The sequence below is a fragment of the Amycolatopsis sp. NPDC000009 genome (genome assembly GCF_055563465.1).
The window spans coordinates 223600-250414 of sequence record NZ_JBVHDI010000007.1 but is presented as its reverse complement, the minus strand read 5'-3'; the positions used below and the strand labels follow the sequence as shown (position 1 = coordinate 250414).

The window sequence follows — 26815 nt, the reverse complement described above, 5'->3', positions numbered from 1 at the left end:
TGACTCGGTGACGACTTCCTTGACTCCGGAGCTGCGGGATCGGGCGTTCCGCTGGATCGCCGACGACCCGGACGACGATTCCCGCGTCGAGCTGCAGAACATCCTCGCGCGCGCGATGGGCGGCGAAGCCGGTGCGGCGGACGAACTCGCGGACCGGATGGCGGGCCCGCTCGAATTCGGCACCGCCGGGCTGCGCGGCCCGGTGCGCGCGGGCCCCAACGGGATGAACGTCGCGGTCGTCACCCGGACCACGGCCGGGGTCGCGGCCTGGCTGAGGACGCAAGGACATTCGGGCGGGGTCGTGGTGGTCGGCCGCGACGCGCGGCACGGTTCGGAGGCCTTCGCCAGGGCCGCCGCCGAGGTGCTGACGGCCGCCGGGTTCGCGGTGAAGACGCTGCCCGGCCCGCTGCCCACCCCGGTGCTCGCGTTCGCCGTGCTGGAACTCGGCGCGGTCGCGGGTGTCCAGATCACCGCGTCGCACAATCCCCCGGCCGACAACGGCTACAAGCTTTACGACGCGTCGGGCGGCCAGATCGTCCCGCCCTCGGACGGCCTGATCGAGCGGGCCATCGAAGCCGCTCCCCCGGCGATCAGCGTGCCGCGCGAGCCCGGCGCCGAAGTACTGGGCGACGAGCTCCTGGACGCGTACCTCGCGAAGGTCGCGCTTCTGCCGCGCGGCCCCGAACGCGGGGTCAAGGTCGCCGCGACGGCGTTGCACGGCGTCGGCGCGGACACCCTGCGCGCCGCGTTCGAACGCGCCGGTTTCGGCGATCTCCACCTGGTCACCGAGCAGGCCACACCCGATCCCGACTTCCCGACGGTCGCCTTCCCGAATCCGGAAGAACCGGGCGCGACGGACCTTTTGCTCGCGCTGGCGTCCGAAGTGGACGCGGACCTGGCGATCGCGCTCGACCCCGACGCCGACCGCTGCGCGCTGGGCGTGCGCGAACGGGACGGTTCGTGGCGGATGCTGCGCGGCGACGAAACCGGCGTTCTCCTCGGCTCACACATTCTGTCCACTATGGACAGCCCGGACCCTCTGGTGGCCACGACGATCGTGTCGTCGTCGATGCTCGGCGAAGTCGCGAAGGAATCCGGGGCGCGCTATGCGGAGACCTTGACCGGCTTCAAATGGCTGGTCCGCGCGGGCGAAGGGCTCGTCTTCGCCTACGAAGAAGCCCTCGGCCTCTGCGTGAACCCCGGTTTCGTACGCGACAAGGACGGCATCGCCGCCGCCGTGCTCGCCGCGGCGTTGACCGCTTCGCTACGCGCGGTGGGCCGCGGGCCGCTGGACGTCCTCGACGAACTGTCCGTGAAGCACGGGGTGCACGTGACGGATCAGGTCTCGTTGCGGGTCACCGATCTGTCGGTGCGGGAGCGGCTGATGGCGGACCTGCGCGCCACTCCCCCGGCGTCGCTGGGCGGCACCGCCGTCACGATGGAGGACCTCCTGCCCGACGCCGACGTCCTCCGCCTGACCGGCGAGGGCCTGCGTGTCGTGATCAGGCCGTCCGGGACCGAGCCGAAGCTGAAGGCGTACCTGCAGATCAAGGAGCCGGTCGCCGGCGACCTCGGCGAGGCACGAACCGCCGCGGACGCTCGGCTGTCCGCGCTGCGAGCCGACATCGAGGCCCGGCTGGTGTGACATGCCGAAGCTGCTGATCGTCCACCACACGCCGTCGCCCTCGACGCAGGCGATGTTCGAGGCCGTGCTTTCCGGCGCGAATCATCCGGACATCGAGGGCGTCGACGTCGTGCGCCGCGCGGCGCTGGGCGCGACCGTGCCCGACGTCCTGGAGGCCGACGGCTATCTGCTCGGCACCCCGGCGAACCTGGGGTACATGTCCGGCGCGCTGAAGCATTTCTTCGACACCGTCTACTACCCGTGCCTGGATTCCACGCGGGGGCGGCCGTTCGGGTTCTTCGTGCACGGCAACAACGACACCTCCGGCACCGTGCGCGGGATCGAGGCCATCACCACCGGGCTCGGCTGGGAAAGCGCGGCTTCCCCGGTGCTCGTCACCGGCGAACCGGGCAAAGCGGATCTGGAAGCCTGTTTCGAACTGGGCGGCACCCTGGCCGCCACCCTGATGCCCTGACCCCTGACGCGTTTCGTCCTCTGAATGCGGTAGTTGGCCATACGAACTACCGCATTCAGAGGACGAAACGCGGGGGGAAAAAAGTAAGGGGCCTGTCACCGGAAGCCCTGGGGGTCGACCTCCGGCAACAGGCCGAGACCAAGGGTTCGCCGTGACGGCGATCGACCTTGGCCGCCTCAGCGTACTACATCCGGCACGATCTTGTGCACCCACCGGGAAAAACGGCTCTCACTCCGGCGTCCGTACACCCCCAGGGCACGGATTCCGGAGTGAGAGACCGGACACGGCACGAAACCGCTTGACAACTGTAAACCACTGCATACATACGCTGTCAACAGCTGCGGACAGGCTGTATCGCGTTACACTCCCACTACGGAACGGGACCAGTGAACGGATGGGGGGTCATGTCGCCGTACCAGACCTTCGCCCAGAAACTGAGCGCGCTGATCGATTCGGCGCGCGCGAACGAAGGCGCCCCGCACAGCTACCGCGAGCTCTCCGCGGCGATCGATCGCGCCGGCGGGCCCACCATGTCGCCCGCGTACCTCCAGCAGCTCGCCACGGGCAAACGCGTCAATCCGAAGATCCACTACGTGGAGGCGCTGGCGAAGCTGTTCGGCGTCCCGATCACCTATTTCTTCGAAGACCAGGAACCGCAGCCCGTCGGAGAGGCGAAGCTCATGGCCATGCGCGCACAGGAGCTCTCCCCGCAGGGCCGTCGCCAGGTCATGGACCTGCTGGAGCTCGTCGAGCGGTACGAACGGTCCGAGCGCGACCAGCCGGACGAAAGCCGATGAAGGAACGCGAGCTCCGCAAGCGCTGCCGCAAGATGCTGAACAAGCTCGACATCGAGCCGCCGCTCGACGTCGGCGTGCTCTGCGAGCGGCTCGGCGAACAGCGTGGCAGGCCGATCCGGCTGATGCCGTACCCGCTGGAGGTCCCCGGCCCGTTCGGCTGCTGGATCGCCACCGGTTCGGCGGACTACATCTTCTTCCAGCAGGAGACCACGAAGTCCCACCAGGATCACATCATCCTGCACGAACTCGGGCATATGCTCGCCGATCACCATCCCGGCGGCGACGCCGAACCCGCCGACTTCCTGCGCGGCCCCGCCCCCGGCCTCGACGGCGACGCGGTACACCGCGCTTTACGCCGCACCTCCTACGATGAGGCGCACGAATGGGAAGCCGAGACCGTGGCGACCATCATCCTCGAATGGGCGTCGGTCTTGAACTACACGATTCCCCGTCGCGCCGACGACGATGACGTCCGCCGTGTCCAAGGCGCGCTGGGCGACCATCAAGGGTGGCTGTGACCTCACTGTTCTCCCCCATCAACGTCGTGGCGATGGTGCTGTTCGCGACCGCGCTCGCCTGGCGGATCTACCAGACGTACCGAGCACCCCGGCTGCTGCCGAACTGGGCGATCACCGTCACGATCGTCTGCGTCGCGGGCTCCTTCCTCGCCCAGCAGAAGGTGATCGTCGGCTGGCTCGACGGCCTGACAGGCAAGGGCACCGGCCGCCTGGTCAACAACATCATGCTCGCCATCGGGGTATGCGCGCTGTTGATCGTCTTCCTCGGCTCCGCGCTGGGCCCGCGCCGTCCGAAGCGCGTCCTGTTCGAACTGATCCCGCTGTCCGGCGCGATCGCGCTGATGCTGGTCGCCATGTCCCTCACCCCGCCGGAGGTACGCGGGCTCGCACTGAGCCCGAAGCTCGTGCACATCCCCGGCGTGGCGCTGTTCTACCTGGGCGCCGGGATCTACCTGATCTACGGCCTTTGCGCCTGTGCCTGGTGGATCTTCCGCTACATCCGCACCGCGGACCGGCATCTGAAGACCGGGCTGAAGCTCAGTGCCGCCGGGCTGATCTGTCTTTCCGCCGGCAGTGTCTTCCGCGCGCTCTACATCGTGATCGCCTGGGCGTTCGGGCCGTCGATCCCGCTTCTGCTCACCGTCGCCGTCCCGCTGGTACTCCTCGGGATCGTGCTCTTCCTGGCCGGGATCACCTATCCCGGTGTCCGCGCGCGGTTCGCCGCGCTGCGGCGCCGTCGCCAGCACCGGCGCCACCACGACGAGCTCACCCCGTTGTGGACCGCGCTGGCCGGGATCTACCCGAACATCGTGCTCCGGACCACCCCACAGGGCAGGTGGGAGCGGTGGCGCCCGCGCACGGTCCACCGCCGGTACTACCGCCGCGTGATCGAGATCCGGGACGGGCTCGTGCAGCTGAGCCCTTATCTGGAAACCGATCTCACCGCGCTCGCCGCCGATGATCCGCAGGCGGCGGCGGAAGCGCTGAAGACGGCGATCGCCAGGCAGACCGCGGGCGAGGAGACCGACGGGCGGGCGAAACTCGTGCTGCCGGGCGGCGCCTCCGACATCGAATCCGACGTCCGGCCGCTACTCGCCCTGTCCGCCGCCGTCTCCAGGAGCGACGCATGACGACACAGCTTTTGCTGACGGCCCGCCGGATCTTGCCGCGTCCGAGCACGCCGGTCGAAGACGGCGCGGTCCTCGTCGAGGACGGCCGGATCCTCGCGGCGGGCGCTCGCGCCGAGGTCGTGGCCCAGGCGGCACCGGACGCCGAAAGGCTCGACTTCCCCGGGGCGACGCTGCTGCCCGGCCTGTTCAACGCCCACGTGCACCTGGCGTTCGACGCCTCCCGCGAGATGCTGCCGAACTTCCTGGCGAGCGGTGACGACGCCCTCCGCGCGGGCGCCAAGGACCGGTTGGGACAGCTGCTGCGCAGCGGTGTCACGACGGTGCGGGATCTCGGCGATCGCGACGCGCTGGGCGCCCGGGTCCGGGCGGAACTCGAAGCCGAAGGCGCCGCCGCTCCGCGCCTGCTGACCGCGGGGGCGCCCCTGACCGTCCTCAAAGGACACTGCCATTTCTTCGGCGGCGAGGTCGACGGCGACGACGCGATCCGGGCACTGATCGACGCCAACGCGGCCGACGGCGCGGACGTGATCAAGGTGATGGCCAGCGGCGGCCAGATCACCGAGGGCGGCGCGGACATGTGGGAATCCCAGTTCGACGTCCGGACGCTGCGCCTGATCGTCGAGCACGCGGCGCGCCACGGACTCCCGGTCGCGGCGCACGCCCACGGCTCCGACGCGATCGAGGCGTCGGTCGAGGCGGGTGTCCGCACGATCGAGCACTGCACCTGGATGACCGGGCCCCAGCGCCAGGACCGGCGTGAAGGCGTCGCCAAGCGCATGGCCGCCGAGGGCGTCGCGGCGTGTTCGACGAGCAGCCGCAATTGGCGGATGCTGGCCGAGCGCATGGGCGAGGAACTCGCGAAGACCGTCTACGGACGGCTGTCCTGGCTGGAGGAACTGGGGGTCCCGCTGCTGTCGGGGACGGACGCCGGGCTGCCCGGCTCGGTCTTCGACGATCCCGTCGGCGCCCTCGAACTCTACGAATGGCTCGGTTTCGGCAGACGCCGGATCCTCGAGATCGCGACCGAGGACTCCGCCGCCGGACTCGGCCTCGGCGACGTCACCGGGCGGCTCGCCCCCGGTTTGAGCGCCGACGTCCTGGTGGTCGACGGCGATCCGCTCGCCGATCTCTCCGCGCTCCGGAACGTGCGCCTGGTCCTCTCGCGCGGGGTGGTCGCGAGCGGCTCGGCTTAGGCCGCGACGTGCCGTTGCGAAAGCCACTTTCGCAACGTTGAAGGTTGCGAAAGTGGCTTTCGCAACACCCCCTCGGGCTCGGGCGACACCACCGCTGACAGAGTTTCGTGACAGCGTTTTAAAACAGTGTTATCGTTGCCTTCCCGAACCACGAAAGGAACCACCATGGAAGGCCCGATCAGGCTCTTCACCGTCATCGCGCTCGTTTCACTGCCGACGGTGATGTACGGCGGCTACGCGCTGATGGGTGTCCTGCGCGACCGGAAACTGACCGAACACCAGCGCGGAATGTTCCGCGCGGGCCACGCGCACGCCGGTGTCCTGCTGGTTCTCGCGTTGGTCGCGCTGCAGATCCTCGGGCAGACCGGGCTTCCGGGCACCGCGCGGTGGATCGTCTGCTTCCTGCTGCTGTTCGGTGTGCTCGCCCAGTCCGGCGGCTTCTTCCTGCACCTGGCACCGGGCAAGGGCAAGCTCGGCGGGCGGGTCACCAGCGCCGGGGCGGTGCTGCTCGGAGCGGCGATCCTGACCACCGCGTACGGCGTCGCCTTCGCTGGTTAAGCTTGTTGACGTGCCTGAATACCTGCCGACAGCCCCCGCCAAGGGGACCCGCGACTTCCTGCCCGCCGAGATGTCCGTCCGGACGCAGGTGTTCGGCCATCTCTACGACGTGCTCGAACTCCGCGGTTTCCTCCGCTACGACGGGCCGATCCTCGAACCCGCCGAGATCTACGAGCGGAAGTCCGGGCAGGAGATCGCGGACCAGCAGCTGTACACGCTGACCACCAAGGGCGGCGAGCGGCTGGCGCTGCGCCCGGAGATGACGCCGTCGGTCGCCAGGATGATCGCGGGCAACGCCAAGTCGCTGCAGTTCCCGGTGCGCTGGTACAGCCACCCGAACTGCCACCGCTACGAGCGGCCGCAGCGTGGGCGGGTCCGCGAGCACTGGCAGATCAACGCGGACATCTTCGGTTCGGACAGCGCGAACTGCGAGATCGAGATCTTCGAGCTCGTCCACGACATGATGGCCGCGCTCGGCGCGACCCCGGACATGTTCGGAGTGCGGGCCAACGACCGGAACTTGCTCTCGTCGGCGCTCACCGACATCGTCGGCGTGACCGCGGAGCAGCTGCCGCAGGTGTTCACCCTGGTGGACCGCTGGGAGAAATCGGACCGGACGAAGCTGAGCGACACCGCGGCCGAAATCGGGCTGGCCGACAAGCAGTTCGAGAAGCTGACCGAGATCCTGACCTCCGGCGCGGCCTTGCTCGACGAGCTGCCGGACCAGGTCAAGGAGAACTCGAACCTGGTCAAGGTGCTGAACAGCGGCGCCGCGGACCTGATCACGTTCGATCCGATGATCGTGCGCGGGCTCGCGTACTACACGTCGACCGTGTTCGAGGTCTTCGACACCTCCCCGGAGAACCGTCGCGCCCTCTTCGGCGGCGGCCGGTACAGCGACCTGGCGTCGTTGTTCACCTCGCAGCAGATCCCCGGGATCGGCTTCGGCATGGGCGACGTCACGCTGATCGACTTCCTCGACACCCACGGCCTCACCCCGCAGCCGCGCAGTGAGGTCGACGTCGTGGTGATCCCCGTGATCGAAGAGCTCACCGACGCCTCACGCGAGGTCGCCGGGCGGCTCCGGAAGGCCGGGCTGCGCACGTCCACGCCCGTCGAACTCCGCAAGCTGGGCAAGGAACTCACCCGGGCCGACAAGGCCGGGGCGCGGGCCGTGGTGATCGTGGGCCAGGAGGACTGGGACGCCGGGAACGTGACGGTTCGCGGGCTCGCGACCCGCGAGCAGCAGACCGTGGCCGTCGACGGCGTGGTCGACGCGGTCAATTCTCTGCTCTGACAACGAAAAAAGCCGGCGCCCCCTGTGATCGGGGCGCCGGCTTTTTCGTGTTCAGCGGGACAGCAGGCGCATGGCCGCTTCGGGGTAGCGCTCCCCCGCGACCGCGTCGGCGGGCACCGCCTCCTCGATCGCCGCCACGTCTTCGGCGGTCAGCTTCAAGCCGACGGACGCCACGTTCTCTTCGAGGTATTTGCGGCGCTTGGTACCTGGGATCGGCACGACGTCGTCACCCTGCGCCTGCACCCAAGCCAGCGCCAGCTGACCGGCGGTGACGTCCCTCTGCTCGGCCAGCGCCCGCAATGCCTCGACGATCGCCATGTTGCGCTCGAAGTTGCCCTCGGCGAAACGAGGCTGGGTCGCCTGACGGAAGTCACCCTCCGCGAAGTCCTCTTTGGACTTGAAGCGGCCGGTGAGGAAACCGCGGCCCAGCGGGGAATACGGCACCAGCCCGATGCCGAGCTCACGGCAGACCGGGACGACCTCGTTCTCGATGTCGCGCGACCAGAGCGACCATTCCGTCTGCACCGCCGTCACCGGATGCACGGCGTGCGCCTGCCGGATGGTGTCCGGACCGGCCTCGGACAGCCCGATGTGCCGGATCTTCCCCTGCTCGACCAGCGAGGACAGGGCGCCCGCGGTCTCTTCGATCGGCACCTGCGGGTCGACGCGGTGCTGGTAGTAGAGGTCGATGTGGTCGACGTTCAGCCGGCGAAGCGAAGCCTCGACCTGTTGGCGCACATAGAACTCGTCGCCCCGGACCCCGCGCTTCGAGGGGTCCGCCTCGTCGCGCACGATGCCGAACTTGGTCGCCAGCACGACCTGGTCCCGTTTGCCCGCGAGGGCACGGCCGACCAGTTCCTCGTTGCGGCCGAAGCCGTACATGTCGGCGGTGTCGATCAGGGTGACGCCCAGCTCGATCGCGCGGTGGATCGTCGCGATCGATTCGGTGTCGTCACCTTGGCCGTAGAACTCGCTCATGCCCATGCAGCCGAGCCCCTGCGCGCCTACTTCCAGCGTGCCGAGCCTGCGGGTGGGCAGGGTGGAACCCGTCATGATTTCGTCTCGCAATTCTCTCGGTTCTACTTACCGGCGGCGCGGGCGAGCCGCTCCGGGTAACGCTCACCGGCGAACGCCTCGACGGGCGCGGCCTTTTCGATGGCTTCGATGTCCACTTCGGACAGTTTCAGGTCCGCCGCGGCGGCGTTCTCTTCGAGGTACTTGCGGCGCTTGGTGCCCGGGATCGGCACGACGTCGTCACCCTGCGCCTGCACCCAAGCCAGCGCCAGCTGACCCGCGGTGACACCCTTCTGCTCGGCCAACGCGCGCAACGCCTCGACGATCGCCATGTTGCGCTCGAAGTTGCCCTCCGCGAACCGGGGCAGCCCGCGGCGCATGTCGTCCGCCGGAAGGTCCTTCACCGACGTCACGCCGCCGGTGAGGAAACCGCGGCCCAGCGGTGAGAACGGCACGATGCCGATCCCCAGCTCGCGAACGGTCGAGAGGATCTCGCCTTCGATGCCGCGGGTCCACAGGGACCACTCGCTCTGCAGCGCGGTCACCGGGTGGACGGCGTGGGCGCGACGGATCGTCTCGGCACTCGCCTCGGAGATCCCGGCGTAGCGGATCTTGCCCTCCTGAACCAGCTCCGCGAGCGCGCCCCAGGTCTCCTCGACCGGCGTGCCCGGGTCGACGCGGTGCTGGTAGTAGAGGTCGATGTGGTCGACGTTCAGCCGGCGAAGGGACTCTTCGCAGCTCTGCTTGACGTACGCCGCGTCGCCGCGCGCGGACATCCCGCCGTCCTTGTCCCAGACGATGCCGAACTTGGTCGCCAGCACGACCTGGTCCCGCTTGCCCGCGATCGCGCGGCCGACCAGCTCTTCGTTCGCTCCGGCGCCGTAGACGTTCGCGGTGTCGAGCAGGGTCACGCCCAGCTCGAGGGCACGGTGGACGGTGGCGATCGACTCCGTGTCGTCGTCGCGGACGCCGTAGGCCTGGCTCATCCCCATGCAGCCGAGCCCCTGCGCCCCGACCTCCAGGCCGCCGAGCCTCCTGGTGCTGATCACGCTGAAATTCCCTCCACGGTGGCTCCGGTGCCGAGCACCTTGCGTTCCACCTGGTCGTAGTGGTCGATCTTGTAGTCGAGGATGTCGAGGCAGGTCTGCAACTCGGCGATCCGGTCGGCGACCGATTTGCGCTGGTCGACGAGGATGGCCTTGCGCCTTCCCGCGCTCGCCGCCCCGTGGTGGCGCAGGGAGGCGTACTCCCGCATCCGCTTGATGGGCATGCCGGTCAGGCGGAGCTTGGTCAGGAACGCCAGCCACCCGAGATCGTCATCGCTGTAGGCGCGGCGCCCGGCCGCGTCCCGCGCCGGAGGCTCGACGAGTTTGATGCGCTCGTAGTACCGGAGAGTGTCGATGGACAGTCCGCTACGTCGCGCGGCTTCCGCTATCGAGTAGCTCATGCGAACGACACTACGACCTGGAGTGCGCTCCAGGTCAACTCCGAATCCGAGCGATTGATAACAGTGTTGCGATACTCTCTGCGCATGCCCCGTCCCAGGACGCACGACGAGAACCTCCGGCTGAAACTGCTGGACCGCGCCGGTGAGCTCATCTCGGCCGACGGTCCCAAGGCGCTGAGCCTCCGCAAACTGGCCGCCGACGTCGGCACGTCCACCACCGCGGTCTATTCGCTCTTCGGCGGGAAAACGGACCTCGTCAGCGCCCTGTTCACCGAGGGCTTCCGCCGCTTCGGCCGCCGGATGTCCGGGGTCACGCCGAGCGGCGACCCGGTCGAGGACCTGGTGCGGCTCGGCGTCGCGTACCGGGAAAGCGCGCTGGCCGACCCGCATCTCTACGCGATCATGTTCACGAAGTCGGTGCCGGGTTTCGAACCGGCGGAGGAGACGTCCGAGCAGGCCCGCGCCACGATGGCGCCGCTGGAGGGGACGATCCGCAAAGCCGTCGCCGACGGTGTCTTCCTCGACGTGCCGCCCGAGGTCATCGCCGTGAGCTGCTGGGGCATCGTGCACGGCCTCGTGTCCCTGGAGCTGAACGGGAACCTTCCGGAGCAGTACACCGTGAGCACGGCTTACGAGACCGCGCTGCGGGCGAACGCCGCGGGCTGGCTGCGGCGGTGACCTGCGTTTAGCGGGCTAATCGCGATCCGGGTGAGCGCGGATCGCGATTAGCCCGCTAAACGCAGGTCAGTAGAGCGGAAGGGGCCCCTCGTGGAGCGTCTTCCCTTCGGCATCGAGGACGACGACGCCCACCTGAGTGTTCGGGTCCATCGCCCCGGGGAGCTCCGGCCGCCAGACCGCGAAAGTCCCGTCAGTGACCGTCGCGTCGACCTTCTTGCCCGCCCCGAAATCGAGCTTCACCGTGGTCGCGGTCCGCGGCACGATCCCGATGAACGGACTCTTCGCGCTGCCGGCCCCGCCCTGCTCGGAGCCGCCGAGCGTTCCGGTCGAAAGTTTGCGCACCGGCCGCTGCTCGGTGCTCACATCGGAGAAGAGGCGGTAGTACTCGCTCGTCCCGTCGTGATATCCGAGCCCGCCCTGGCAGACGACGAACCTGTCGCCGAGCCGGGCGACGACCACCTTGACGTCATCGCCTTCGAGCAGCGTCCCCGTCTCGTACACGTCCACGTCGGGCAGCGGTTCGGCCGCCCCCTCCACGCAGGTCTGGAAGAACTTCCCCGCCGGTGTGCCCCGGTCCGGCACCACGGGCGGGACGCGATCGATCTCCGTCACAGCCGGTTCGGGCGCGGGCCGCAGGGCGTGCGGCGCGACGGTGACACCGTTGCCCGGCTCCCCGGTGTACGGCCCGACCGAGTACGTGGTCCGCGACGGTTTGGACTGCGAAAGCACCACGAACAGGTTCCCGTTCCGGAAGATCGGCACCTCGGACGAGGCCGTCGAATCGGCGGTCCGGCTGAAGATCTCCATCTTCTCCCAGCCCGGGTCGGCCACCCCGGCGACCGTTCCGGCGCGGCTCGTCAGCAGCGCCGCGGTCTTGGTCCCCGTGGCGTAGGACGGGACGGTGCCCGGGTCGGACACCGTCACCGTGATCGACGTCGTTTCACAGAAGAAGGTCTTGTCGCCCGCGCGTACCGCGACGACCGTCACGGACGTCCAGGAAGGGGCGACGGTGAATTGCGGCACCCATTCGTCACGGGCGGGGAAGCTCGCGGCCTTGCCCCGGGTCTGGAGGGCCGTCCAGCACCGGTTCATCGCCTCCTCGGCCTTCGGCCGGTCGAGGGAGAAGTCAGGGTTCGCGACGACGGGCCCCTGCCCGTCCGGTTCCCGGATGAGCACGGTCGTGACCAGAGCGCCGGCCAGGACCAGGACCACGGCGGCCGCGGCGACGGCGATCGGCCATCGCCGCCGTTCGGGTTTTCCCATTCCCTCCCGCAGGGACAGCCGCAGGTTGTCGAGCACTTCCGGGGGGAGTTCGCGCCTGCCGGGCAGGCCGAGGTCGTCGGTCATTTCTCCTCCAGGGCGGCCCGCAGCTGCGTACGGGCCCGCGAGATGTGGGCGCGAACGGTCACCTCGGCCACGCCGAGCGATTCGGCGGCGTCGGCGAAGGAGAGATCGCCGAGCAGGCAGAGTTCGACGGCTTGCCGCTGCGATTTCGGCAGCTTCGCGACCAAGGCGAGCACCTGCCGAAGGCGGTCTTCGCCGTCCAGCTGATCGACGACGGTGTCGGCGTGATCCGACACCGAGCTGGGCTCCGGCAGCCGCCGGACGAGCCGGAGCCGTCGCCCGGTGCTGCGGTGTTCGCTGCGCGCGAGGTTCCCCGTGACGGTGTACAGCCAGGGCAGCGCGCTGTCGCGGACGAGCGTGATGTCCGCCCGGCGCCGCCAGGCGGTGAGGAAGGTCGCCGACGTCAGGTCTTCTGCCGACGCCCAAGACCCGGTGAGCCGGTACGCGTGGTTCCACACCGACCGGACATGCCGTTCGAACAGCTCGGTGAACGCCGGGTGATCACCGCCCGCGGCCGCCCGCCAAAGCTCCGTGTCGGTCCTGTCGGGAGGAGATTCGCACGAGTCCACCGGCACCCCCACCGTTCCGGTCACTGTTCTGGTCACATCTGTCAGTGACCGGCAACGGCGGAGTTGTTGCGAACCGGCCGGATCGCGTTTAGCCCGCTAAACGCGATCCGGCGGCATCAGACGGCCCCGTACTGCCTGTCCCCCGCGTCCCCGAGCCCGGGCACGATGAACCCGGAGTCGTTCAGCCGCTCGTCGATGCTCGCGGTCACCACCCGCAGCGGCAGCCCGGTCTTCTTCAGATGCTCGATGCCCTCGGGCGCCGCCAGCGCGCAGATCGCCGTGACGTCGGTGGCGCCCCGGTCGGTGAGCAACCGGATCGTGTACTCCATCGACCCGCCGGTCGCCAGCATCGGGTCGAGCACCATCACCGGCCGGTCGGCCAGCGATTCGGGCAGCGACTCCAGATACGGCGTCGGCTTGAGTGTCTCCTCGTCACGCGCGAGACCGACGAAACCCATCTGCGCGTCCGGGATCAGCTTGTGCGCCTGGTCCGCCATCCCGAGCCCGGCCCGCAGCACCGGCACGAGCAGCGGCGGGCTCGCCAGCGCGTAGCCGTCGGTGCGCGCCACCGGCGTGTGGATCCGCTCGATCCGCACCGGCATGTCGCGCGTGGCTTCGTAGACCAGCATGACGGTCAGTTCGTGCAGCGCCGCGCGGAAGGCGGCGCTGTCGGTGCGCGCGTCGCGCATGGTGGAGAGCCTGGCCTTGGCCAGCGGGTGATCAACGACGTGCACATCCATGCCGGTCAATTTAGCCCGTCACGCCTGCCGCGCGAACCAGCCGACCCAGCGGCGCTGCCAGGGCGTCTCCACCGAACGCTTGTCGTGGTTGGCCCGCGCCCACGCCACCGCCTCGTCCGCGCTCAACCCGGAAAGGGTGGCGAGACAGGACAACACCGTGCCGGTCCGCCCCACTCCGCCGTAACAGGCGACCTCGACGCCTTCGCCCGCCGCCGCCCGGGTGTGCAGGTCGACGATCCGGCGCCGCGCGTCCGCCCAGTCCGTCGGCAGCAGGAAGTCGGGCCAGCGGATCCACGACCGCTCCCAGTCCATTTTGTGATCGTGTTTCCGGCGCAGCTTCGCACCGCCCAGATAGAGTCCGAAATCCGGCGAGGGACCATCTGGCCAGGGGCGACCCAGGCCCCGTCCTCGCACCTTGATCCCGTCCGGCAGCTCGACGGCGCCGGGTAGTGAGTTCCCCATCACGGGAGGATGCCACTGTCGACCATAAGATGGACGCTTGCCCCTCTCCTCGGCGCTAGGCTCCTCCAGGTGAGTGAAGAACCGGCCCTGCCGGGCCCCGAACAGATGCGCATCTCCGACGCCGACCGCGAGCAGGTCGCCCAGGTGCTGCACGCGGCGATGTCCGAAGGGCGCATCACCATCAACGAGCTGGAAGAACGGCTCACCGTCGTCTACGCGGCCAAGACCGTCGGAGACCTCAAACCGGTCACCGCGGATCTGCCCCAGCATTCGCGGTCGGCGATCGAGCCGGCGACCTCGCGCGCGCTGGGCCTGCCCGACGACCGCATCGGCGGGCATCCGGGCTCCGGCGCCTCGATCGCCGTCATGTCGGGCGCGTCGCGCAAGGGCAGCTGGGTCGTCCCGCCGCAGCACAACAGTTTCGCGTTCTGGGGCGGCGCCGAGCTCGACCTGCGGCACGCGCGGTTCGCCGAGAAGCATTCGACGATCACCGCGGTCGCGATCATGGGCGGGATCGACATCATCGTGCCCGACGACATCAACGTGGACGTCACCGGAATCGGCTTCATGGGCGCGTTCGAGCTGGAGGACCGCGCGGGGACTCCCCCGGCGCCGCCGACGGCGCCGACCGTGAAGATCACCGGTCTGGCATTCTGGGGTGGCGTCGTCGTGAAGCGGAAACCGCGTAAGAAGGACGTACCCGAACTGGAAGCCTGACCTGAACTGGGGGGGTTCACCACATGCGCCGAAGTTTCGTCGCTATCGCTTGTGCCGCACTGCTTTCCGCCACCGCTTTCCCGGCGGTGGCCGCCGAGAACGCCGATCCACGCCAGGCCGCGATGGACGCGGCGGTCGCCGCGGGCATCCCCGGCATGGTCGCCGTGTCCGACGGATTCCGCGGCGTCAGCGGCGTCGCGAACATCGACCGGCCGGGCAAGCCCGACGCGTCGGGCCGCTGGCGGATCGCGAGTGTGTCCAAGGTGTTCGTCGCGACGCTGGTCTTGCAGCTCGTGGCCGAAAAACGCGTCGGGCTGGACGAGCCCGTCCAGCGCTACTTGCCGGGGCTGTTGCCGTATCCGGAGCCGATCACCGTCCGCCAGCTGCTGCAGCACACCAGCGGGCTCCCACGCGACCTGGCGCCCGAAGACTCCTGGGCGACCGGGCCGGAGATCGACACCGAACGTTTCGAGCACTTCGACAGCGACGACCAGATCCGCCTGAGCGTGTCGAAGCAGCCGTTGCAGTTCAAGCCCGGCGCGGGCTGGGCGTACTCCAACACCGGCTACAACGTGCTCGGCCTGCTGGTCGAGAAGGTCACACGGAAGCCGCTGGAACGCGCGCTCGCCGAGCGCGTCACCGGGCCGCTGCACCTGCGCGACACCTCGCTCCCCCGCGACTTCCCGTTCCTGCTCCGCCCGGCCGCCCGCGGCTACGAGCAGCTGTACGACGCGCCACGCGGCCTCACCGACGTCACCACTTACAACTACTCGCGCTACTTCGGCGCGGGCGGCATGGTGTCTTCGGCCAAGGACCTGAACCGCTTCTTCGAGGCGTTGTTCGGCGGGCGCCTGCTGCCCACCGATCTGGTGTCGGAGATGAGGAAGACCGTCCCGGTGGGCGGCGGCATGGAGTACGGGCTCGGCCTGATGAAGCTGAATCTCAAGGCGGCGGGGGCCTGCGCCGAGGACATCTCCGTCTGGGGCCACGGCGGCGACCTCCCGGGGTTCGCCACCCTCAGCTTCCACGACGACTCCGGCAAGAACATCTCCACGCTGGCCACCGTGGACCTCACCGCGTCGCCGGACGCCGCGCTCAAGCGTCAGCTGCCGATGATCTCCGAGTTCTGTGCCCCGGTGGTGCCCTCGACCAGGGCGGTCGCCCAGGCCCCGGTGCCCAGCCTGTAGGCCGCTTACACTCACCCGTATGACAGCTACGACCAGCTCGTCAGCGGCGACGGCAACCCCGTCGCCGCTGGCGGACGCGACTCGCGACGAGGCGAGCCTGCGCCGGTTCCTGCACGGGCTGCCTGGTGTCGACCAGGTCGGCGTCGAGCAGCGGGCGGCGGGACTCGGCACGCGCAGCATCAAGAAGGCCGCCAAGCTCTGGGCGATCGACACCGCCATTTCGATGGTCGACCTGACGACCCTTGAAGGTGCCGACACCCGGGGCAAGGTCCGCGCGCTCGCCGCGAAGGCCATGCGGCCGGATCCGGAACGCCCGGACACCCCGCGGGTCGCGGCCGTGTGCGTGTACCCGGACATGGTCGAGACGGCTGTCGAGGCGCTTCGCGGCACCGGCATCCACGTCGCGAGTGTCGCCACCGGTTTCCCGGCCGGCCGCACGAGCCGCGAGATCAAGCTGGCCGACACCAAGATCGCCGTCGACGCCGGCGCCGCCGAGATCGACATGGTGATCGACCGAGGCGCGTTCCTGGAAGGCCGGTACCTGGAGGTCTTCGAGGAGATCCAGGCCATCAAGGCCGCCTGTGGCAGCGCTCACCTCAAGGTCATCCTCGAAACCGGCGAGCTCGCCACCTACGACAACGTCCGCCGCGCGTCCTGGCTCGCGCTGCTGGCGGGCGGCGACTTCATCAAGACCTCCACCGGCAAGGTCTCGCCCGCCGCGACGCTGCCGGTCACCCACGTGATGCTGCAGGCCGTCCGCGACTGGTTCGTCCAGACCGGTGAACTGCGCGGCGTCAAACCGGCCGGTGGCATCCGGACGACGAAGGACGCGATCAAGTACCTGGTCGCGGTGCACGAGGTCGCCGGCGAGCAGTGGCTGAACCCGGATCTGTTCCGGTTCGGGGCGTCCAGCCTGCTCAACGACCTCCTGCTGCAGCGCCGCACCCAGGCCGACGGCCACTACAGCGGTCCCGACTACGTGACGGTGGACTGATCCATGGGCATCTTCGAGTACGCGCCCGCGCCCGAATCGCGCGACCTCGCGAACCTCAAACCGCATTACCGGCCGTTCGTGAACGGCGAATTCGTCGACGGCTCCGGTGAGCCGCTCAAGACGATCAACCCCGCCACCGAAGAGGTGCTCGCCGAGGTCGGCACCGCGTCGGTGTCCGATGTGGACACCGCGGTGAAGGCCGCGCGCAAGGCGTACGACAGTGTCTGGTCCAAGATGCCGGGCTCCGAACGCGCCAAGTACCTGTTCCGCATCGCGCGCCTGATCCAGGAGCGGTCGCGGGAGCTGGCCGTGCTGGAAAGCCTCGACAACGGCAAGCCGATCAAGGAATCGCGCGACTCCGACGTGCCGACGGCCGCCGCGCACTTCTTCTATCACGCCGGCTGGGCGGACAAGCTCGACTACGCGGGCTACGGCCCGAACCCCAAGCCGCTCGGCGTCGCGGGCCAGGTCATCCCGTGGAACTTCCCGCTGCTGATGCTGGCGTGGAAGATCGCGCCCGCGCTGGCCACCGGCAACACCGTGGTGCTCAAGCCCGCGGAGACCACGCCGCTGACCGCGCTCGTGTTCGCGGAGATCTGCCAGCAGGCCGAACTCCCGCCCGGCGTGGTGAACGTCCTGCCCGGCGCCGGCGACATCGGCGCCGCGCTGGTGGGCCACGGCGACGTGAACAAGGTCGCCTTCACCGGATCGACCGAAGTCGGCAAGGCCATCCAGCGCCAGATCGCGGGCACCGCGAAGAAGCTGACGCTGGAGCTCGGCGGCAAGGCGGCGAACGTCGTCTTCGATGACGCCCCGCTGGATCAGGCCGTCGAGGGGATCGTCAACGGGATCTTCTTCAACCAGGGCCACGTCTGCTGCGCGGGCTCGCGCCTGCTGGTGCAGGAGTCGATCGCCGAGGAGCTGCTCGAGAAGCTGCGCTACCGCGTCTCGACGCTGCGGCTGGGCGACCCGCTGGACAAGAACACCGACATCGGCGCGATCAACTCCGCCGAGCAGCTCGCGAAGATCAAGGGACTCGTGGAGTCCGGCGACGCCGAGGGCGCGCAGCGCTGGACCAGCCCGTGCCCGGTGCCGGAACGCGGTTTCTTCTTCGCTCCCACCGTGTTCTCCGATGTTCAGCAGTCGATGCGCATCGCCCGCGAGGAGATCTTCGGGCCGGTGCTTTCGGTGCTGACCTTCCGCACCCCGGACGAGGCCGTCACCAAGGCGAACAACACGCCGTACGGGCTTTCGGCCGGAATCTGGACCGAGAAGGGTTCGCGCATTCTCTGGATGGCGAACCAGCTCCGCGCCGGCGTCGTCTGGGCCAACACGTTCAACCGCTTCGATCCCGCCGCGCCGTTCGGCGGTTACCAGGAGTCGGGTTTCGGCCGCGAAGGCGGACGCACCGGACTGGAGGCCTACCTCGATGTCTGACCGTATTTCGGTGGCGAAGACCTACAAGCTCTACATCGGCGGCAAGTTCCCCCGCTCGGAATCCGGCCGCGTGTACCCGGTCACCGACACCAAGGGCAAGTTCCTGGCGAACGCCTCGCACGCGTCCCGTAAGGACGTCCGCGACGCGGTTTCCGCCGCCCGCAAGGCTTTCGGTGGCTGGTCGGCGGCGACCGCGTACAACCGCGGCCAGGTGCTGTACCGGGTGGCGGAAATGCTGGAAGGCCGCCGCGATCAGTTCGTCGCGGAGGTTTCGGCGTCCGAAGGCGTCGCGGCGAAGAAGGCACAGTCCCTTGTGGACGCTTCGATCGACCGCTGGGTCTGGTACGCGGGCTGGACCGACAAGATCGCGACCGTGCTCGGCGCGGCCAACCCGGTCGCGGGCCCGTACTTCTCCTTCACCGTGCCGGAACCGACCGGTGTCGTGGGTGTGCTGGCGCCGCAGGAGTCGTCGTTGCTGGGCCTGGTGAGCGTGCTGGCCCCGGTGCTGGCGACGGGTTCGACCGCGGTGGTCGTCTCCAGCGCGGACCGGCCGCTACCCGCGATCACCCTTTCGGAGGTCCTGGCGACGTCCGACCTGCCCGGCGGGGTCGCGAACATCCTGACCGGCCGCGCGTCGGAGCTGGGCTCGTGGCTCGCGTCGCACGGCGACGTCAACGCCCTCGACCCGACCGGTGCAGAGCCGTCCGCGCGGGCAGACCTGGCGCGCGAGGCCGCGGGGACCGTGAAGCGGGTGCTGACCGTTCCGGACGCCGAGCCGGACTGGACCGCGGATGCCGACATCGCGCGGCTGCGGCGGTACCTGGAGGCCAAGACCGTCTGGCACCCGCTGGGCGTCTAAGCCGCCCGGTTCGCGCAGTTGGACACCTGAAGTCCGTGAAGGCCTCCTTCCCTACTTTGAGGGTAGGGAAGGAGGCCTTCACGGCGGTCGGGTCGCGCCGGCGTTGCGAAAGCCACTTTCGCAACGTTGAAGGTTGCGAAAGTGGCTTTCGCAACCACCGCCCCCGTATCACCGGCCGGCCAAGACCTCACGGATCGAGATCGGCCCCGGTCAGCGCCCGTCCCGGCAATGACTCGTTCGAGCCGGCGGCCCGCAGGCCGTCGATCATGATCCCGATGCATCGCCGCGTCGACATCCGCGCGACCTCCTCGCCCTTGCCCGGCATCTGCCGCAGCAACGTCGCGAACAGGATCGCGACGTCACCGGTGGCGACGTCCGTCCGGAGCTTGCCCTCCGCCTGCGCTCCGCGGACGAAAGCGTCCATCACCAGCAGCAACTCGTCACGCAGGGCCTTGATCGCGGGATCACTCTTCAGGATCGCCAGCGCCCGGGGCGACACCATCGCGAGCTGGATGCTCAGCTGCAATTCCATCGACTGGTGCAGCAGCCGGATCAGCGCCTCCCAATCCGAGGCCTCCTGATCCCTCGCGGCCTTCGCGTCCCTCAGGACCCGATCGAAGTTGTCGACGGCGACCGCCCGGATCAACGCGTCACGGTCCGGGAACCGCCGGTACAGGGTGCCGACGCCGACACCGGCCGCCCGCGCGATCTCCTCCATCGGGACCTCGGCGCCTTGGGCGGCGAAGATGACTCTCGCGGCGGCCAGGATCTGATCCCGGTTCCGGCGCGCGTCGGCGCGCAAGCGGGTCTCGGGGTCGGCTGTCATGATCCTCGCCTCTCGAAGGGTCCTTCAGGGCCGTGATTCTCGCACGTAAGGGCGTGCCCTTCACGCTTCCCGGGAAACCACCCCTTCGCGAGTGGACGACCAGCCTCCGCTTGAGTACCTTGGTGACATAAGCGGAATGAATCCATCCGCATACATTTTTGGGGCCCCCTGTCCGATTTCGCCCGAACCCACCCGACATCTGGGGAAGGACAACCCGATGACTGACGTCGAGGAAACCACCGCGACCTTGCCGCTGGCCCGGAAATGCCCGTTTTCACCACCGCCCGAATACGAGCGGCTTCGCCGGGAAAGTCCGATTTCCCGGGTCGGCCTTCCGTCCGGCCAAACGGCTTGGGCGCTCACCAGGCTCGAAGACATCCGCGAAATGCTGAGCAGCCCGCATTTCAGCTCCGACCGGCAGAGTCCTTCGTTCCCACTGATGGTCGCGCGGCAGATCCGCCGTGAGGACAAGCCGTTCCGCCCGTCCCTCATCGCGATGGATCCACCGGAACACAGCCAGGCCAGGCGTGACGTCGTCGGCGAATTCACCGTCAAGCGCATGAAAGCGCTTCAGCCGCGCATTCAGCAGATCGTCGACGAACATCTCGACGCCCTGCTCGCGGGCCCCAAACCCGCCGACCTCGTCCAGGCGCTTTCCCTGCCGGTTCCGTCCTTGGTGATCTGCGAACTGCTCGGCGTCCCCTATTCGGACCACGAGTTCTTCCAGTCCTGTAGTTCCAGGATGCTCAGCCGGGAGGTCACCGCCGAAGAACGGATGACCGCGTTCGAGCAGCTCGAAAACTATCTCGACGAACTCGTCACCAAGAAGGAGGCGAACGCCACCGAGGACGACCTCCTCGGCCGCCAGATCCTGAAGCAGCGGGAGGCAGGCCACGGCGAACACAGTGACCTTGTCGGGCTGGCGTTCCTCCTGCTCATCGCCGGACACGAGACCACGGCGAACATGATCTCGCTCGGCACGGTGACCCTGCTGGAGAACCCCGATCAGCTGGCGAAGATCAAGGCGGACCCGGGCAAGACCCTCGCCGCGATCGAGGAACTCCTTCGGGTCTTCACCATCGCCGAAACGGCGACCTCACGGTTCGCCACGGCGGACGTCGAGATCGGCGGCACGCTCATCCGCGCGGGTGAAGGCGTGGTCGGCCTGAGCAACGCGGGCAACCACGATCCGGACGGCTTCGAGAACCCGGAGACCTTCGACATCGAACGCGGCGCGCGGCATCACGTCGCCTTCGGATTCGGGGTGCACCAATGCCTCGGCCAGAACTTGGCGAGGTTGGAACTCCAGATCGTCTTCGATACGTTGTTCCGGCGAGTACCGGGCCTCCGGATCGCCGTTCCGGTCGACGAACTGCCGTTCAAGCACGATTCGACGATCTACGGCCTCCACGCCCTTCCGGTCACCTGGTAGGAGGAGCCATGAAGATCATCGCGGACACCGGGAAGTGTGTGGGCGCGGGCCAGTGCGTGCTCACCGACCCCGATCTGTTCGATCAGAGCGAGGACGACGGGACGGTCCTCGTGCTGAACGCCGAGCCCGAAGGCGCCGAGGCGGAAGAGAACGCCCGCACCGCCGTGCATATTTGCCCGGGGCAGGCATTGTCGCTCGCTTGAGCGGTGAGGCCAGTCCGTGAAGGCCTCCTTGAGGGACCCAGAGTCCCTCAAGGAGGCCTTCACGGACTTCAGCGGAGCAAGGACGCCGGTGGCGTGGCTACTTGACCGCGCCCATCGACAGCCCCCGCACCAGGTGGTTCTGCGCGATCCAGCCGACGATCATCACCGGCAGCGACGCGAGCAGCGCGGCCGCCGAAAGCTGCGCCCAGTACAGGCCCTCGCTGGTGATGAAGCCGACCAGGAACACCGGCACCGTCCCGGCCCGCGCGGCGGTGAGGTTGACCGAATAGAAGAACTCGGTCCACGAGAAGATCACGCAGATCAGCGCGGTCGCGGCCACCCCGGGCGCGACCACCGGCATGATGATCTTCCGCAGCAGGATCGGCAGCGTCGCCCCGTCGATCCGTCCCGCCTCGATCATCTCGTGCGGCACCTCCAGGAAGAACGACCGCATCATCCAGATGGCCAGCGGCAGGTTCATCGAGGTGTACAGGATGATCAGCGCCCACACGTTGTCCAGCAGCTGGGTGTTCTGCGAGATCACGTAAAGCGGGATGATCGCCGCCACGATCGGCAGCATCTTCGTCGACAGGAAGAAGCCGAGCGCGTTGCTCGTCCCCTTCACCGGCGCCAGCGACAGCGCGTACGCCGCCGGGATTCCCAGCAGCAGCACGAAAAGCGTCGACACGACGGTCACGAACGCCGAGTTCGACAGGTACGGCAGGAAGCCGCGTTCGAGCACGCCCGCGAACTGGTCGAGCGTCGGGCTGAACACCAGCCGCGGCGGGTCGGTGTAGGCGTCGGCCTCCTGTTTGAAGGCCGTGAGGATCATCCACAGCAGCGGGAACACGAACAGGATCGCGATCACCCAGGTCGCGACCGTCAGCGCGCCGGGGCCGAAACGGCTTTTCATTTCGCGCCTCCCTGTACCGAGAACGTGCGGAACATCAGCCGCAGCGCGAAGGTCGCGACGATCATCGTCAGGATCACGACGATCACCCCCATCGCGGACGACTGCCCGATGTCGAAACCTTGGAACGCCCGCTGGTAGATGTAGAACGGCAGGTTCGTGCTGGCCGTCCCCGGGCCGCCTTGCGTCATCAGGAAGATCGCGTCGAAGCTGTTCACGATGTAGATCGCGCCCAGCAGCGTCGCCAGCTGCAGGAACCGGCTCAGATGCGGCAGCGTGATCGCGGTGAACGTCCGCCAGCGGCCGGCGCCGTCGACCGACGCGGCCTCCAGCACGTCCTTCGGCTGGCTCTGCAACCCGGCCAGGATCAGCAGCATCATGAACGGCGTCCACTGCCAGACGATCTGGGCCATCACGGCGGCCAGCGGGAACTCCGAAAGCCAGTCGACGTCGGTGCCGAACACGAAGTGCAGCAACCCGTAGGTCGGGTCGAACATCGTCGTCTTCCACAGCAGCGCGCCCGCCGCGGGCAGGATCAGGAACGGCGTGATCAGCAGGGTGCGGACCACCCCGCGCCCGAGGAACTTGCGGTCCAGCAGGATCGCCAGCCCCAGGCCGAGCAGCAGCGAGAAGAACACGCACACGACCGTCAGCACCACGGTGTTCAGCAGCGCGCCGAGGAACGTCGAGTCGGCGAAGACGTCGATGTAGTTCTGCAGCCCGACGAAGTGCCTTGAGCCAGGACGCACCAGGTTCCACGACTGGAACGAGTAGATCACCGTCAGCACGAAGGGCAACTGCGTCACGGCGACGACGAACAGCAGCGCGGGCAGAAGCGGCAGTCGTCGTTTGAACGGCGTATCCGTGCCACGCTTCGGAGCTGCCTTCTTCGTATGGGCGGGCTCCGGGCGGGCAGGAGCGGAGATCGTGGCCATCACTGCACCTCCTGATACGACTTGCCGACGGTCTGCGCGTACTCCTGCGACTGCTCGAGTGCTTCGTCCACGGTGATCTGCCCCGCGATCGCCGCCGAAAGCTGCTGGCTCACCCGGGTGCCGAGATCCTGGAACTCGGGGATGCCGACGAACTGGATCCCGGGGTAGGGCACCGGATTCACCATCGCCTTGCGCTGGTCGGCGTCCGCGATCCCGTCCAGCGTCGGCTGCGCGTAGGCCTTGGCGGCCTCACGGTATTGGGGGATGTCGTAGGTCGATTTCCGCACGCCCGGCGGGACGCGGTTCCAGTCGCCGAACTCCTTGGCGACCCGCTGCACATAGGCCTTGTCGGTCATCCAGGACATGAACTTGAAGGCGGCTTCTTTGTCCTTGGCGACCTTGGGGATCGCCAGCGCCCACGTGTAGAGCCACCCGCTCGACTGCGTCTTCTCCACCGGCGCCGGGGCGTAGCCGGACTTGCCGACGACCTTGCTGGCCGAAGGGTCCTCGTTCGTACCCGCCATGACCGTGGCGTCGTACCACATCGCGGCCTGGCCCTGGGTGTATCGCGTTCCGCACTCCGAGAAGCCCGCGCTCGACGCGCCGACCTCGCCGTGGTTCCGCACGAGGTTGACGTAGAACTCGGCGGCGGCCTTGAACTCGGGGCTGGTCAGCTTCGCGTTCCAGTCCTTGTCGAACCACTGCGCGCCGAAGGTGTTGGCGACCGTGGTGAACGGCGCGAGGCTCTCACCCCAGCCGGGCTTGCCGCGCAGGCAGATCCCGGCGACGCCCTTGGCCTTGTCGTCGAGTTTCGCGGCGTACTCGGCGATCTGCGTCCACGTCGGCTTGGCGGGCATGGTGATCCCGGCCTGCTCGAACAGATCCTTCCGGTAGGCCAGGAACGACGACTCACCGTAGAACGGCACCGCGTAGAGGGATCCGTTGTACGACAAGGACTCCTTGATGCTCGGGATGAAGTCGTCCGCGTCGTAGGACGGGTTCGCCGCGATATGCGGGCCGAGGTTTTCGAGCCAGCCGTTCGCGGCCCACTGCGGCGCCTCGTAGTTGCTGATCATGACGACGTCGAACTCGCCGCCTTCGGTGGCCGTCGACGCGGTGATCTTCGCGCGTGCCTGGTTTTCCGGCAGCGACACGAATTTGAGGCTGACGCCGGGATTCGCCCTCTCGAACTCGCCGGAAAGCTCGATGGCGTCCTTCATCTGCGGGTTCGCGACGATCGCGACGACGAGCGTCCGGTCACCGGTCCCGAGCGCGCCCGCACCGGCACATCCGGTGAGGGTCAGCAAGAGGACCGAGAGCAGAGCGGCTGCTTTACGCACCTTCGCCTCCCGGTATGACCTGCACCTTCAGGCCGGCGCCGCTGCGCATGAGGGCGAGAGCGTCGGGGTACTGCTCCAGCGGCAGGGTGTCGGTGAGCAGCGCGGCGGTGTCGACGGCGCCGTCCGCCACCAGGTCGAGCGCGGCGCCGAAGCTGTTCATGACGGCCATCGAGCCGACGACGGTGATCTCGTCGTTGTAGATCCGGAACGGCGAAAGCGCGACGCGTGCTTCGGCGGGCGCGACGCCGAAGACCAGCAGGCGGCCTCCGCGCTGAAGCGAGTCGAAAGCGGCTTCGATGGCGGGCGCGGCGCCGGTGCAGTCCGCGGCGGCGTCGAACTTCTCGTCGTCGAGGTCTTTCACGTCGCCCGCGACCGCGGCCGCGCCGAGGTCCATCGCCCGGCCGAGGCGTGAGGTGTTGCGGTCGACCACCGTGACGTGCGCGCCCGCGCGCTGCAGCAACTGCTGCATGATCAGCCCCATCGTGCCCGCGCCGACGACCAGGAACCGCTCCCCCGCCTCGACGCCGATGCGGCGCACGCCGTGGACCGCGCAGGAGACCGGCTCGACGAGGGCGCCCTGTCCCCAGGTCATCGTGTCCGGCATGCGGTAGCAGTTCGCCGAAGGAACGGCGACGTACTCGGCGAAAGCGCCGTCGACGGTGTCGCCGGTCGCGTTCCAGTTCTCGCAGAGGTTGCCGCGGCCGGACCGGCAGGGCTTGCAGTAGCCGCAGAACAGCGACGGGTCGACGGCCACCCGGTCGCCGACCTTCCAGCCGCCCGGGACATCCGCGCCGAGTTCGACGATCTCGCCGGCGAACTCGTGGCCGGGGACGATCGGATAGGGCGTCGGCGGGAAGTGCCCGTCGGCGATGTGGAGGTCGGTCCCGCAGATCCCGCAGGCACCCACCTTGACGACGACCTGGCGATCCCCCGGTTTGGGATCGGGCACCTCGCCGACCCTGATCTCCCCGGGCTTGTCCACGATCGCGGCACGCATGCCAGCTCCTCTTCTCTCCGCTCAAATGAGCGGGACGGGCCTATGCTTCGGTCTGCATGTCACTGCTGTTGATGTCCCCGCATGGTGAACTTTTCCCTGGTGTTACGTCAACCTTTCGCGAAGATTTCGCGATATAGTGCTCAGATGAGCGGGAAGAAGCAGGGTCCCGGCCTGGTGGAGTCACTTCACCTGGCCGCGGTGGCCCGGCGGTTCTACGACCAGGGCGCCTCGAAACTCGAGATCGCCGAAGAGTTCGGGATCAGCCGGTTCAAGGTCGCGCGCATGCTGGACGCGGCCAGGGAAAGCGGCATCGTCCGGGTCGAGTTCCGCTTGCCGGCGCCGGTCGATCTCGTGCTGTCCGAGGAGATCCGCGCGGCGTACCGGCTCGACCGGGTACTGGTGCTCGAACGAGCGCCGGAACCGGAATCCCGCGAAGTGGCGCGGCGCAAGATCGGCACGCTCGCCGCCCGCCTGCTGGCCGAGATCGTCACTCCCGGCGACGTCCTCGGCCTGTCGTGGGCACGTTCGGTGAACGCGATGACCGACGCGATCGAGTCACTGCCGAAATGCCCGATCGTGCAACTGTGCGGCGTGCAGGCGGGGATGGACATGCGCGACCGGTCGGTGGAGACGGTCAGCCGTGTCGCGTCGGTGTCCGGCGGCCAGCCGTACCCGATCTTCGGCCCGCTCGTGCTCCCCGACCGCCGCACCACCGAGACCCTGCGCCGGCAGCCCGGGATCGCGGAAACCTTCGGGCAGTTCAAGAACCTGACCAAGGCCGTCGTCAGCATCGGCGCGTGGAAACCCGAGGAGTCGACGGTTTACGACGCGCTCGACGAAGCGGAGCGCGGCGCGATCGCGAAACGCGGCGCCAAGGCCGAGGTCTCCGCGCGCCTGTTCGACGCCGACGGGAACCCGATGTCCACCGGGCTGGCCCACCATGTGCTGGCCATCAGCGCCGAGGACCTGCTGGCCGTCCCCGAAGTGATCGCGCTGGGCTACACGGAACCGAAGGCCGAAGCGATCGATGCCGTCTTGCGCTCGGGCATGGTCTCGACGCTGATCACCGACGCCGCCGCCGCCGTCCCGCTGCTCAAGCTGGCCGAGGCGCGCCCACCCGCCTGACCACCTC

29 protein-coding genes are annotated in these 26815 nt (G+C 68.5%); 17 read left to right on the top strand and 12 right to left on the bottom strand.

Annotation, left to right across the window (positions count from 1 at the left end; all coding sequences use genetic code 11):
* The first annotated feature begins 7 nt into the window (after positions 1–7).
* From ACZ3HL_RS21450 to hisS, 8 genes are all read left to right on the top strand, one after another.
* Positions 8–1645 (top strand): phospho-sugar mutase, encoded by a 1638-nt coding sequence (locus ACZ3HL_RS21450; RefSeq protein WP_465533031.1) that lies wholly within the window; start codon positions 8–10, stop codon positions 1643–1645.
* Position 1646: 1 nt separating this feature from the next.
* Positions 1647–2099, top strand: a complete 453-nt coding sequence (locus tag ACZ3HL_RS21445) for a flavodoxin family protein (RefSeq protein WP_192746698.1) — start codon at positions 1647–1649, stop codon at positions 2097–2099.
* A 404-nt stretch (positions 2100–2503) separates the two neighbouring features.
* Positions 2504–2896 carry a helix-turn-helix domain-containing protein gene (locus ACZ3HL_RS21440; RefSeq protein WP_465417276.1) on the top strand — a complete coding sequence of 131 codons (393 nt, stop codon included), beginning with the start codon at positions 2504–2506 and terminating at the stop codon, positions 2894–2896.
* Complete coding sequence (locus tag ACZ3HL_RS21435; RefSeq protein WP_016331300.1) at positions 2893–3414, top strand: hypothetical protein; 522 nt, start codon at positions 2893–2895, stop codon at positions 3412–3414. The genes ACZ3HL_RS21440 and ACZ3HL_RS21435 overlap by 4 nt, the downstream gene beginning before the upstream one ends.
* Positions 3411–4544: an MAB_1171c family putative transporter gene (locus tag ACZ3HL_RS21430; RefSeq protein WP_465533172.1), complete on the top strand. Its 1134-nt coding sequence runs from the start codon at positions 3411–3413 to the stop codon at positions 4542–4544. The genes ACZ3HL_RS21435 and ACZ3HL_RS21430 overlap by 4 nt, the downstream gene beginning before the upstream one ends.
* Positions 4541–5737, top strand: coding sequence for an amidohydrolase family protein (locus tag ACZ3HL_RS21425; RefSeq protein WP_465533029.1), 1197 nt, complete (start codon positions 4541–4543; stop codon positions 5735–5737). Before ACZ3HL_RS21430 ends, ACZ3HL_RS21425 begins: the two co-directional genes overlap by 4 nt.
* Positions 5738–5902: 165 nt before the next feature.
* Complete coding sequence (locus tag ACZ3HL_RS21420) at positions 5903–6295, top strand: hypothetical protein (protein ID WP_465533027.1); 393 nt, start codon at positions 5903–5905, stop codon at positions 6293–6295.
* Between the two features lie 10 nt (positions 6296–6305).
* Positions 6306–7592, top strand: coding sequence for a histidine--tRNA ligase (gene hisS, locus ACZ3HL_RS21415; protein ID WP_465533025.1), 1287 nt, complete (start codon positions 6306–6308; stop codon positions 7590–7592).
* Positions 7593–7643: 51 nt separating this feature from the next.
* On the opposite strand, the gene ACZ3HL_RS21410 is transcribed toward hisS, so the two are convergent.
* Genes ACZ3HL_RS21410 through ACZ3HL_RS21400 form a run of 3 tightly spaced genes read right to left on the bottom strand, consistent with a single transcriptional unit; the run spans position 7644 to position 10053 of the window.
* Positions 7644–8645 carry an aldo/keto reductase gene (locus tag ACZ3HL_RS21410; protein WP_465533023.1) on the bottom strand — a complete coding sequence of 334 codons (1002 nt, stop codon included), beginning with the start codon at positions 8643–8645 and terminating at the stop codon, positions 7644–7646.
* A gap of 26 nt (positions 8646–8671) precedes the next feature.
* Positions 8672–9655 (bottom strand): aldo/keto reductase, encoded by a 984-nt coding sequence (locus tag ACZ3HL_RS21405; RefSeq protein ID WP_465533021.1) that lies wholly within the window; start codon positions 9653–9655, stop codon positions 8672–8674.
* Positions 9652–10053 carry a MerR family transcriptional regulator gene (locus ACZ3HL_RS21400; RefSeq protein WP_126735239.1) on the bottom strand — a complete coding sequence of 134 codons (402 nt, stop codon included), beginning with the start codon at positions 10051–10053 and terminating at the stop codon, positions 9652–9654. The genes ACZ3HL_RS21405 and ACZ3HL_RS21400 overlap by 4 nt, the downstream gene beginning before the upstream one ends.
* An 84-nt stretch (positions 10054–10137) precedes the next feature.
* Between ACZ3HL_RS21400 and ACZ3HL_RS21395 the strand changes: the two genes are divergently transcribed.
* Complete coding sequence (locus ACZ3HL_RS21395) at positions 10138–10731, top strand: TetR/AcrR family transcriptional regulator (RefSeq protein WP_465533019.1); 594 nt, start codon at positions 10138–10140, stop codon at positions 10729–10731.
* A gap of 66 nt (positions 10732–10797) precedes the next feature.
* Here ACZ3HL_RS21395 and ACZ3HL_RS21390 read toward each other — a convergent pair whose 3' ends face one another.
* From ACZ3HL_RS21390 to ACZ3HL_RS21375, 4 genes are all read right to left on the bottom strand, one after another.
* The gene (locus tag ACZ3HL_RS21390; protein ID WP_465533017.1) at positions 10798–12078 is read right to left on the bottom strand and encodes a hypothetical protein; all 1281 of its coding nucleotides are present in this window, start codon (positions 12076–12078) and stop codon (positions 10798–10800) included.
* On the bottom strand, positions 12075–12668 hold the full coding sequence (locus tag ACZ3HL_RS21385; protein ID WP_465533170.1) for an RNA polymerase sigma factor: 594 nt from the start codon (positions 12666–12668) through the stop codon (positions 12075–12077). The genes ACZ3HL_RS21390 and ACZ3HL_RS21385 overlap by 4 nt, the downstream gene beginning before the upstream one ends.
* A 92-nt stretch (positions 12669–12760) precedes the next feature.
* Complete coding sequence (gene upp, locus ACZ3HL_RS21380) at positions 12761–13384, bottom strand: uracil phosphoribosyltransferase (protein WP_034304667.1); 624 nt, start codon at positions 13382–13384, stop codon at positions 12761–12763.
* Between the two features lie 18 nt (positions 13385–13402).
* Positions 13403–13846 (bottom strand): protein-tyrosine phosphatase family protein, encoded by a 444-nt coding sequence (locus ACZ3HL_RS21375; protein ID WP_465417295.1) that lies wholly within the window; start codon positions 13844–13846, stop codon positions 13403–13405.
* 105 nt (positions 13847–13951) lie between these two features.
* Between ACZ3HL_RS21375 and ACZ3HL_RS21370 the strand changes: the two genes are divergently transcribed.
* Genes ACZ3HL_RS21370 through ACZ3HL_RS21350 form a run of 5 tightly spaced genes read left to right on the top strand, consistent with a single transcriptional unit; the run spans position 13952 to position 19040 of the window.
* Positions 13952–14563, top strand: coding sequence for a DUF1707 SHOCT-like domain-containing protein (locus tag ACZ3HL_RS21370; protein ID WP_034304666.1), 612 nt, complete (start codon positions 13952–13954; stop codon positions 14561–14563).
* Between the two features lie 23 nt (positions 14564–14586).
* The gene (locus ACZ3HL_RS21365) at positions 14587–15750 is read left to right on the top strand and encodes a serine hydrolase domain-containing protein (protein WP_465533015.1); all 1164 of its coding nucleotides are present in this window, start codon (positions 14587–14589) and stop codon (positions 15748–15750) included.
* Between the two features lie 19 nt (positions 15751–15769).
* Entirely contained in the window at positions 15770–16744 is a 975-nt protein-coding gene (deoC, locus tag ACZ3HL_RS21360) for a deoxyribose-phosphate aldolase (protein ID WP_192746710.1), read from the top strand.
* A 3-nt stretch (positions 16745–16747) separates the two neighbouring features.
* Positions 16748–18181, top strand: coding sequence for an aldehyde dehydrogenase family protein (locus ACZ3HL_RS21355; RefSeq protein ID WP_465533013.1), 1434 nt, complete (start codon positions 16748–16750; stop codon positions 18179–18181).
* Positions 18174–19040 (top strand): aldehyde dehydrogenase family protein, encoded by an 867-nt coding sequence (locus ACZ3HL_RS21350; protein ID WP_465533011.1) that lies wholly within the window; start codon positions 18174–18176, stop codon positions 19038–19040. Before ACZ3HL_RS21355 ends, ACZ3HL_RS21350 begins: the two co-directional genes overlap by 8 nt.
* A 187-nt stretch (positions 19041–19227) precedes the next feature.
* On the opposite strand, the gene ACZ3HL_RS21345 is transcribed toward ACZ3HL_RS21350, so the two are convergent.
* Positions 19228–19866 carry a TetR/AcrR family transcriptional regulator gene (locus ACZ3HL_RS21345; protein ID WP_465533009.1) on the bottom strand — a complete coding sequence of 213 codons (639 nt, stop codon included), beginning with the start codon at positions 19864–19866 and terminating at the stop codon, positions 19228–19230.
* Positions 19867–20083: 217 nt separating this feature from the next.
* Here ACZ3HL_RS21345 and ACZ3HL_RS21340 point away from each other — a divergent pair, with 217 nt between their 5' ends.
* Together ACZ3HL_RS21340 and ACZ3HL_RS21335 are read left to right on the top strand one after the other, a co-directional pair.
* Entirely contained in the window at positions 20084–21298 is a 1215-nt protein-coding gene (locus ACZ3HL_RS21340) for a cytochrome P450 (protein ID WP_465533007.1), read from the top strand.
* An 8-nt stretch (positions 21299–21306) separates the two neighbouring features.
* Positions 21307–21501 (top strand): ferredoxin, encoded by a 195-nt coding sequence (locus ACZ3HL_RS21335; protein ID WP_465417308.1) that lies wholly within the window; start codon positions 21307–21309, stop codon positions 21499–21501.
* Between the two features lie 97 nt (positions 21502–21598).
* Here ACZ3HL_RS21335 and ACZ3HL_RS21330 read toward each other — a convergent pair whose 3' ends face one another.
* Genes ACZ3HL_RS21330 through ACZ3HL_RS21315 form a run of 4 tightly spaced genes read right to left on the bottom strand, consistent with a single transcriptional unit; the run spans position 21599 to position 25683 of the window.
* Positions 21599–22414 (bottom strand): carbohydrate ABC transporter permease, encoded by an 816-nt coding sequence (locus ACZ3HL_RS21330; RefSeq protein WP_465417310.1) that lies wholly within the window; start codon positions 22412–22414, stop codon positions 21599–21601.
* The gene (locus tag ACZ3HL_RS21325; RefSeq protein WP_465417312.1) at positions 22411–23346 is read right to left on the bottom strand and encodes a carbohydrate ABC transporter permease; all 936 of its coding nucleotides are present in this window, start codon (positions 23344–23346) and stop codon (positions 22411–22413) included. The genes ACZ3HL_RS21330 and ACZ3HL_RS21325 overlap by 4 nt, the downstream gene beginning before the upstream one ends.
* Positions 23346–24686 carry an ABC transporter substrate-binding protein gene (locus ACZ3HL_RS21320; protein WP_465533005.1) on the bottom strand — a complete coding sequence of 447 codons (1341 nt, stop codon included), beginning with the start codon at positions 24684–24686 and terminating at the stop codon, positions 23346–23348. Before ACZ3HL_RS21320 ends, ACZ3HL_RS21325 begins: the two co-directional genes overlap by 1 nt.
* Entirely contained in the window at positions 24679–25683 is a 1005-nt protein-coding gene (locus ACZ3HL_RS21315) for a zinc-dependent alcohol dehydrogenase family protein (protein WP_465533003.1), read from the bottom strand. The genes ACZ3HL_RS21320 and ACZ3HL_RS21315 overlap by 8 nt, the downstream gene beginning before the upstream one ends.
* A 144-nt stretch (positions 25684–25827) precedes the next feature.
* On the opposite strand from ACZ3HL_RS21315, the gene ACZ3HL_RS21310 reads away from it, so the two are divergent.
* Positions 25828–26808 (top strand): sugar-binding transcriptional regulator, encoded by a 981-nt coding sequence (locus tag ACZ3HL_RS21310; RefSeq protein WP_465533001.1) that lies wholly within the window; start codon positions 25828–25830, stop codon positions 26806–26808.
* The last annotated feature ends 7 nt before the right edge of the window (positions 26809–26815 follow it).

What these genes read in the sequence shown, in the direction of transcription:
- ACZ3HL_RS21440 (WP_465417276.1), top strand. Translation starts at nt 2,504, where the DNA reads ATGTCGCCGTACCAGACCTTCGCCCAGAAACTGAGCGCGCTGATCGAT.
- ACZ3HL_RS21400 (WP_126735239.1), bottom strand. Translation starts at nt 10,053, where the DNA reads ATGAGCTACTCGATAGCGGAAGCCGCGCGACGTAGCGGACTGTCCATC.
- ACZ3HL_RS21390 (WP_465533017.1), bottom strand. Translation starts at nt 12,078, where the DNA reads ATGACCGACGACCTCGGCCTGCCCGGCAGGCGCGAACTCCCCCCGGAA.
- ACZ3HL_RS21325 (WP_465417312.1), bottom strand. Translation starts at nt 23,346, where the DNA reads ATGGCCACGATCTCCGCTCCTGCCCGCCCGGAGCCCGCCCATACGAAG.
- ACZ3HL_RS21310 (WP_465533001.1), top strand. Translation starts at nt 25,828, where the DNA reads ATGAGCGGGAAGAAGCAGGGTCCCGGCCTGGTGGAGTCACTTCACCTG.
- ACZ3HL_RS21330 (WP_465417310.1), bottom strand. Translation starts at nt 22,414, where the DNA reads ATGAAAAGCCGTTTCGGCCCCGGCGCGCTGACGGTCGCGACCTGGGTG.
- ACZ3HL_RS21435 (WP_016331300.1), top strand. Translation starts at nt 2,893, where the DNA reads ATGAAGGAACGCGAGCTCCGCAAGCGCTGCCGCAAGATGCTGAACAAG.
- upp (WP_034304667.1), bottom strand. Translation starts at nt 13,384, where the DNA reads ATGGATGTGCACGTCGTTGATCACCCGCTGGCCAAGGCCAGGCTCTCC.
- ACZ3HL_RS21345 (WP_465533009.1), bottom strand. Translation starts at nt 19,866, where the DNA reads ATGACAGCCGACCCCGAGACCCGCTTGCGCGCCGACGCGCGCCGGAAC.
- ACZ3HL_RS21315 (WP_465533003.1), bottom strand. Translation starts at nt 25,683, where the DNA reads ATGCGTGCCGCGATCGTGGACAAGCCCGGGGAGATCAGGGTCGGCGAG.
- ACZ3HL_RS21350 (WP_465533011.1), top strand. Translation starts at nt 18,174, where the DNA reads ATGTCTGACCGTATTTCGGTGGCGAAGACCTACAAGCTCTACATCGGC.
- ACZ3HL_RS21335 (WP_465417308.1), top strand. Translation starts at nt 21,307, where the DNA reads ATGAAGATCATCGCGGACACCGGGAAGTGTGTGGGCGCGGGCCAGTGC.
- ACZ3HL_RS21410 (WP_465533023.1), bottom strand. Translation starts at nt 8,645, where the DNA reads ATGACGGGTTCCACCCTGCCCACCCGCAGGCTCGGCACGCTGGAAGTA.
- ACZ3HL_RS21445 (WP_192746698.1), top strand. Translation starts at nt 1,647, where the DNA reads ATGCCGAAGCTGCTGATCGTCCACCACACGCCGTCGCCCTCGACGCAG.
- ACZ3HL_RS21420 (WP_465533027.1), top strand. Translation starts at nt 5,903, where the DNA reads ATGGAAGGCCCGATCAGGCTCTTCACCGTCATCGCGCTCGTTTCACTG.
- ACZ3HL_RS21425 (WP_465533029.1), top strand. Translation starts at nt 4,541, where the DNA reads ATGACGACACAGCTTTTGCTGACGGCCCGCCGGATCTTGCCGCGTCCG.
- ACZ3HL_RS21375 (WP_465417295.1), bottom strand. Translation starts at nt 13,846, where the DNA reads ATGGGGAACTCACTACCCGGCGCCGTCGAGCTGCCGGACGGGATCAAG.
- ACZ3HL_RS21370 (WP_034304666.1), top strand. Translation starts at nt 13,952, where the DNA reads ATGCGCATCTCCGACGCCGACCGCGAGCAGGTCGCCCAGGTGCTGCAC.
- deoC (WP_192746710.1), top strand. Translation starts at nt 15,770, where the DNA reads ATGACAGCTACGACCAGCTCGTCAGCGGCGACGGCAACCCCGTCGCCG.
- ACZ3HL_RS21395 (WP_465533019.1), top strand. Translation starts at nt 10,138, where the DNA reads ATGCCCCGTCCCAGGACGCACGACGAGAACCTCCGGCTGAAACTGCTG.
- ACZ3HL_RS21355 (WP_465533013.1), top strand. Translation starts at nt 16,748, where the DNA reads ATGGGCATCTTCGAGTACGCGCCCGCGCCCGAATCGCGCGACCTCGCG.
- ACZ3HL_RS21340 (WP_465533007.1), top strand. Translation starts at nt 20,084, where the DNA reads ATGACTGACGTCGAGGAAACCACCGCGACCTTGCCGCTGGCCCGGAAA.
- ACZ3HL_RS21365 (WP_465533015.1), top strand. Translation starts at nt 14,587, where the DNA reads ATGCGCCGAAGTTTCGTCGCTATCGCTTGTGCCGCACTGCTTTCCGCC.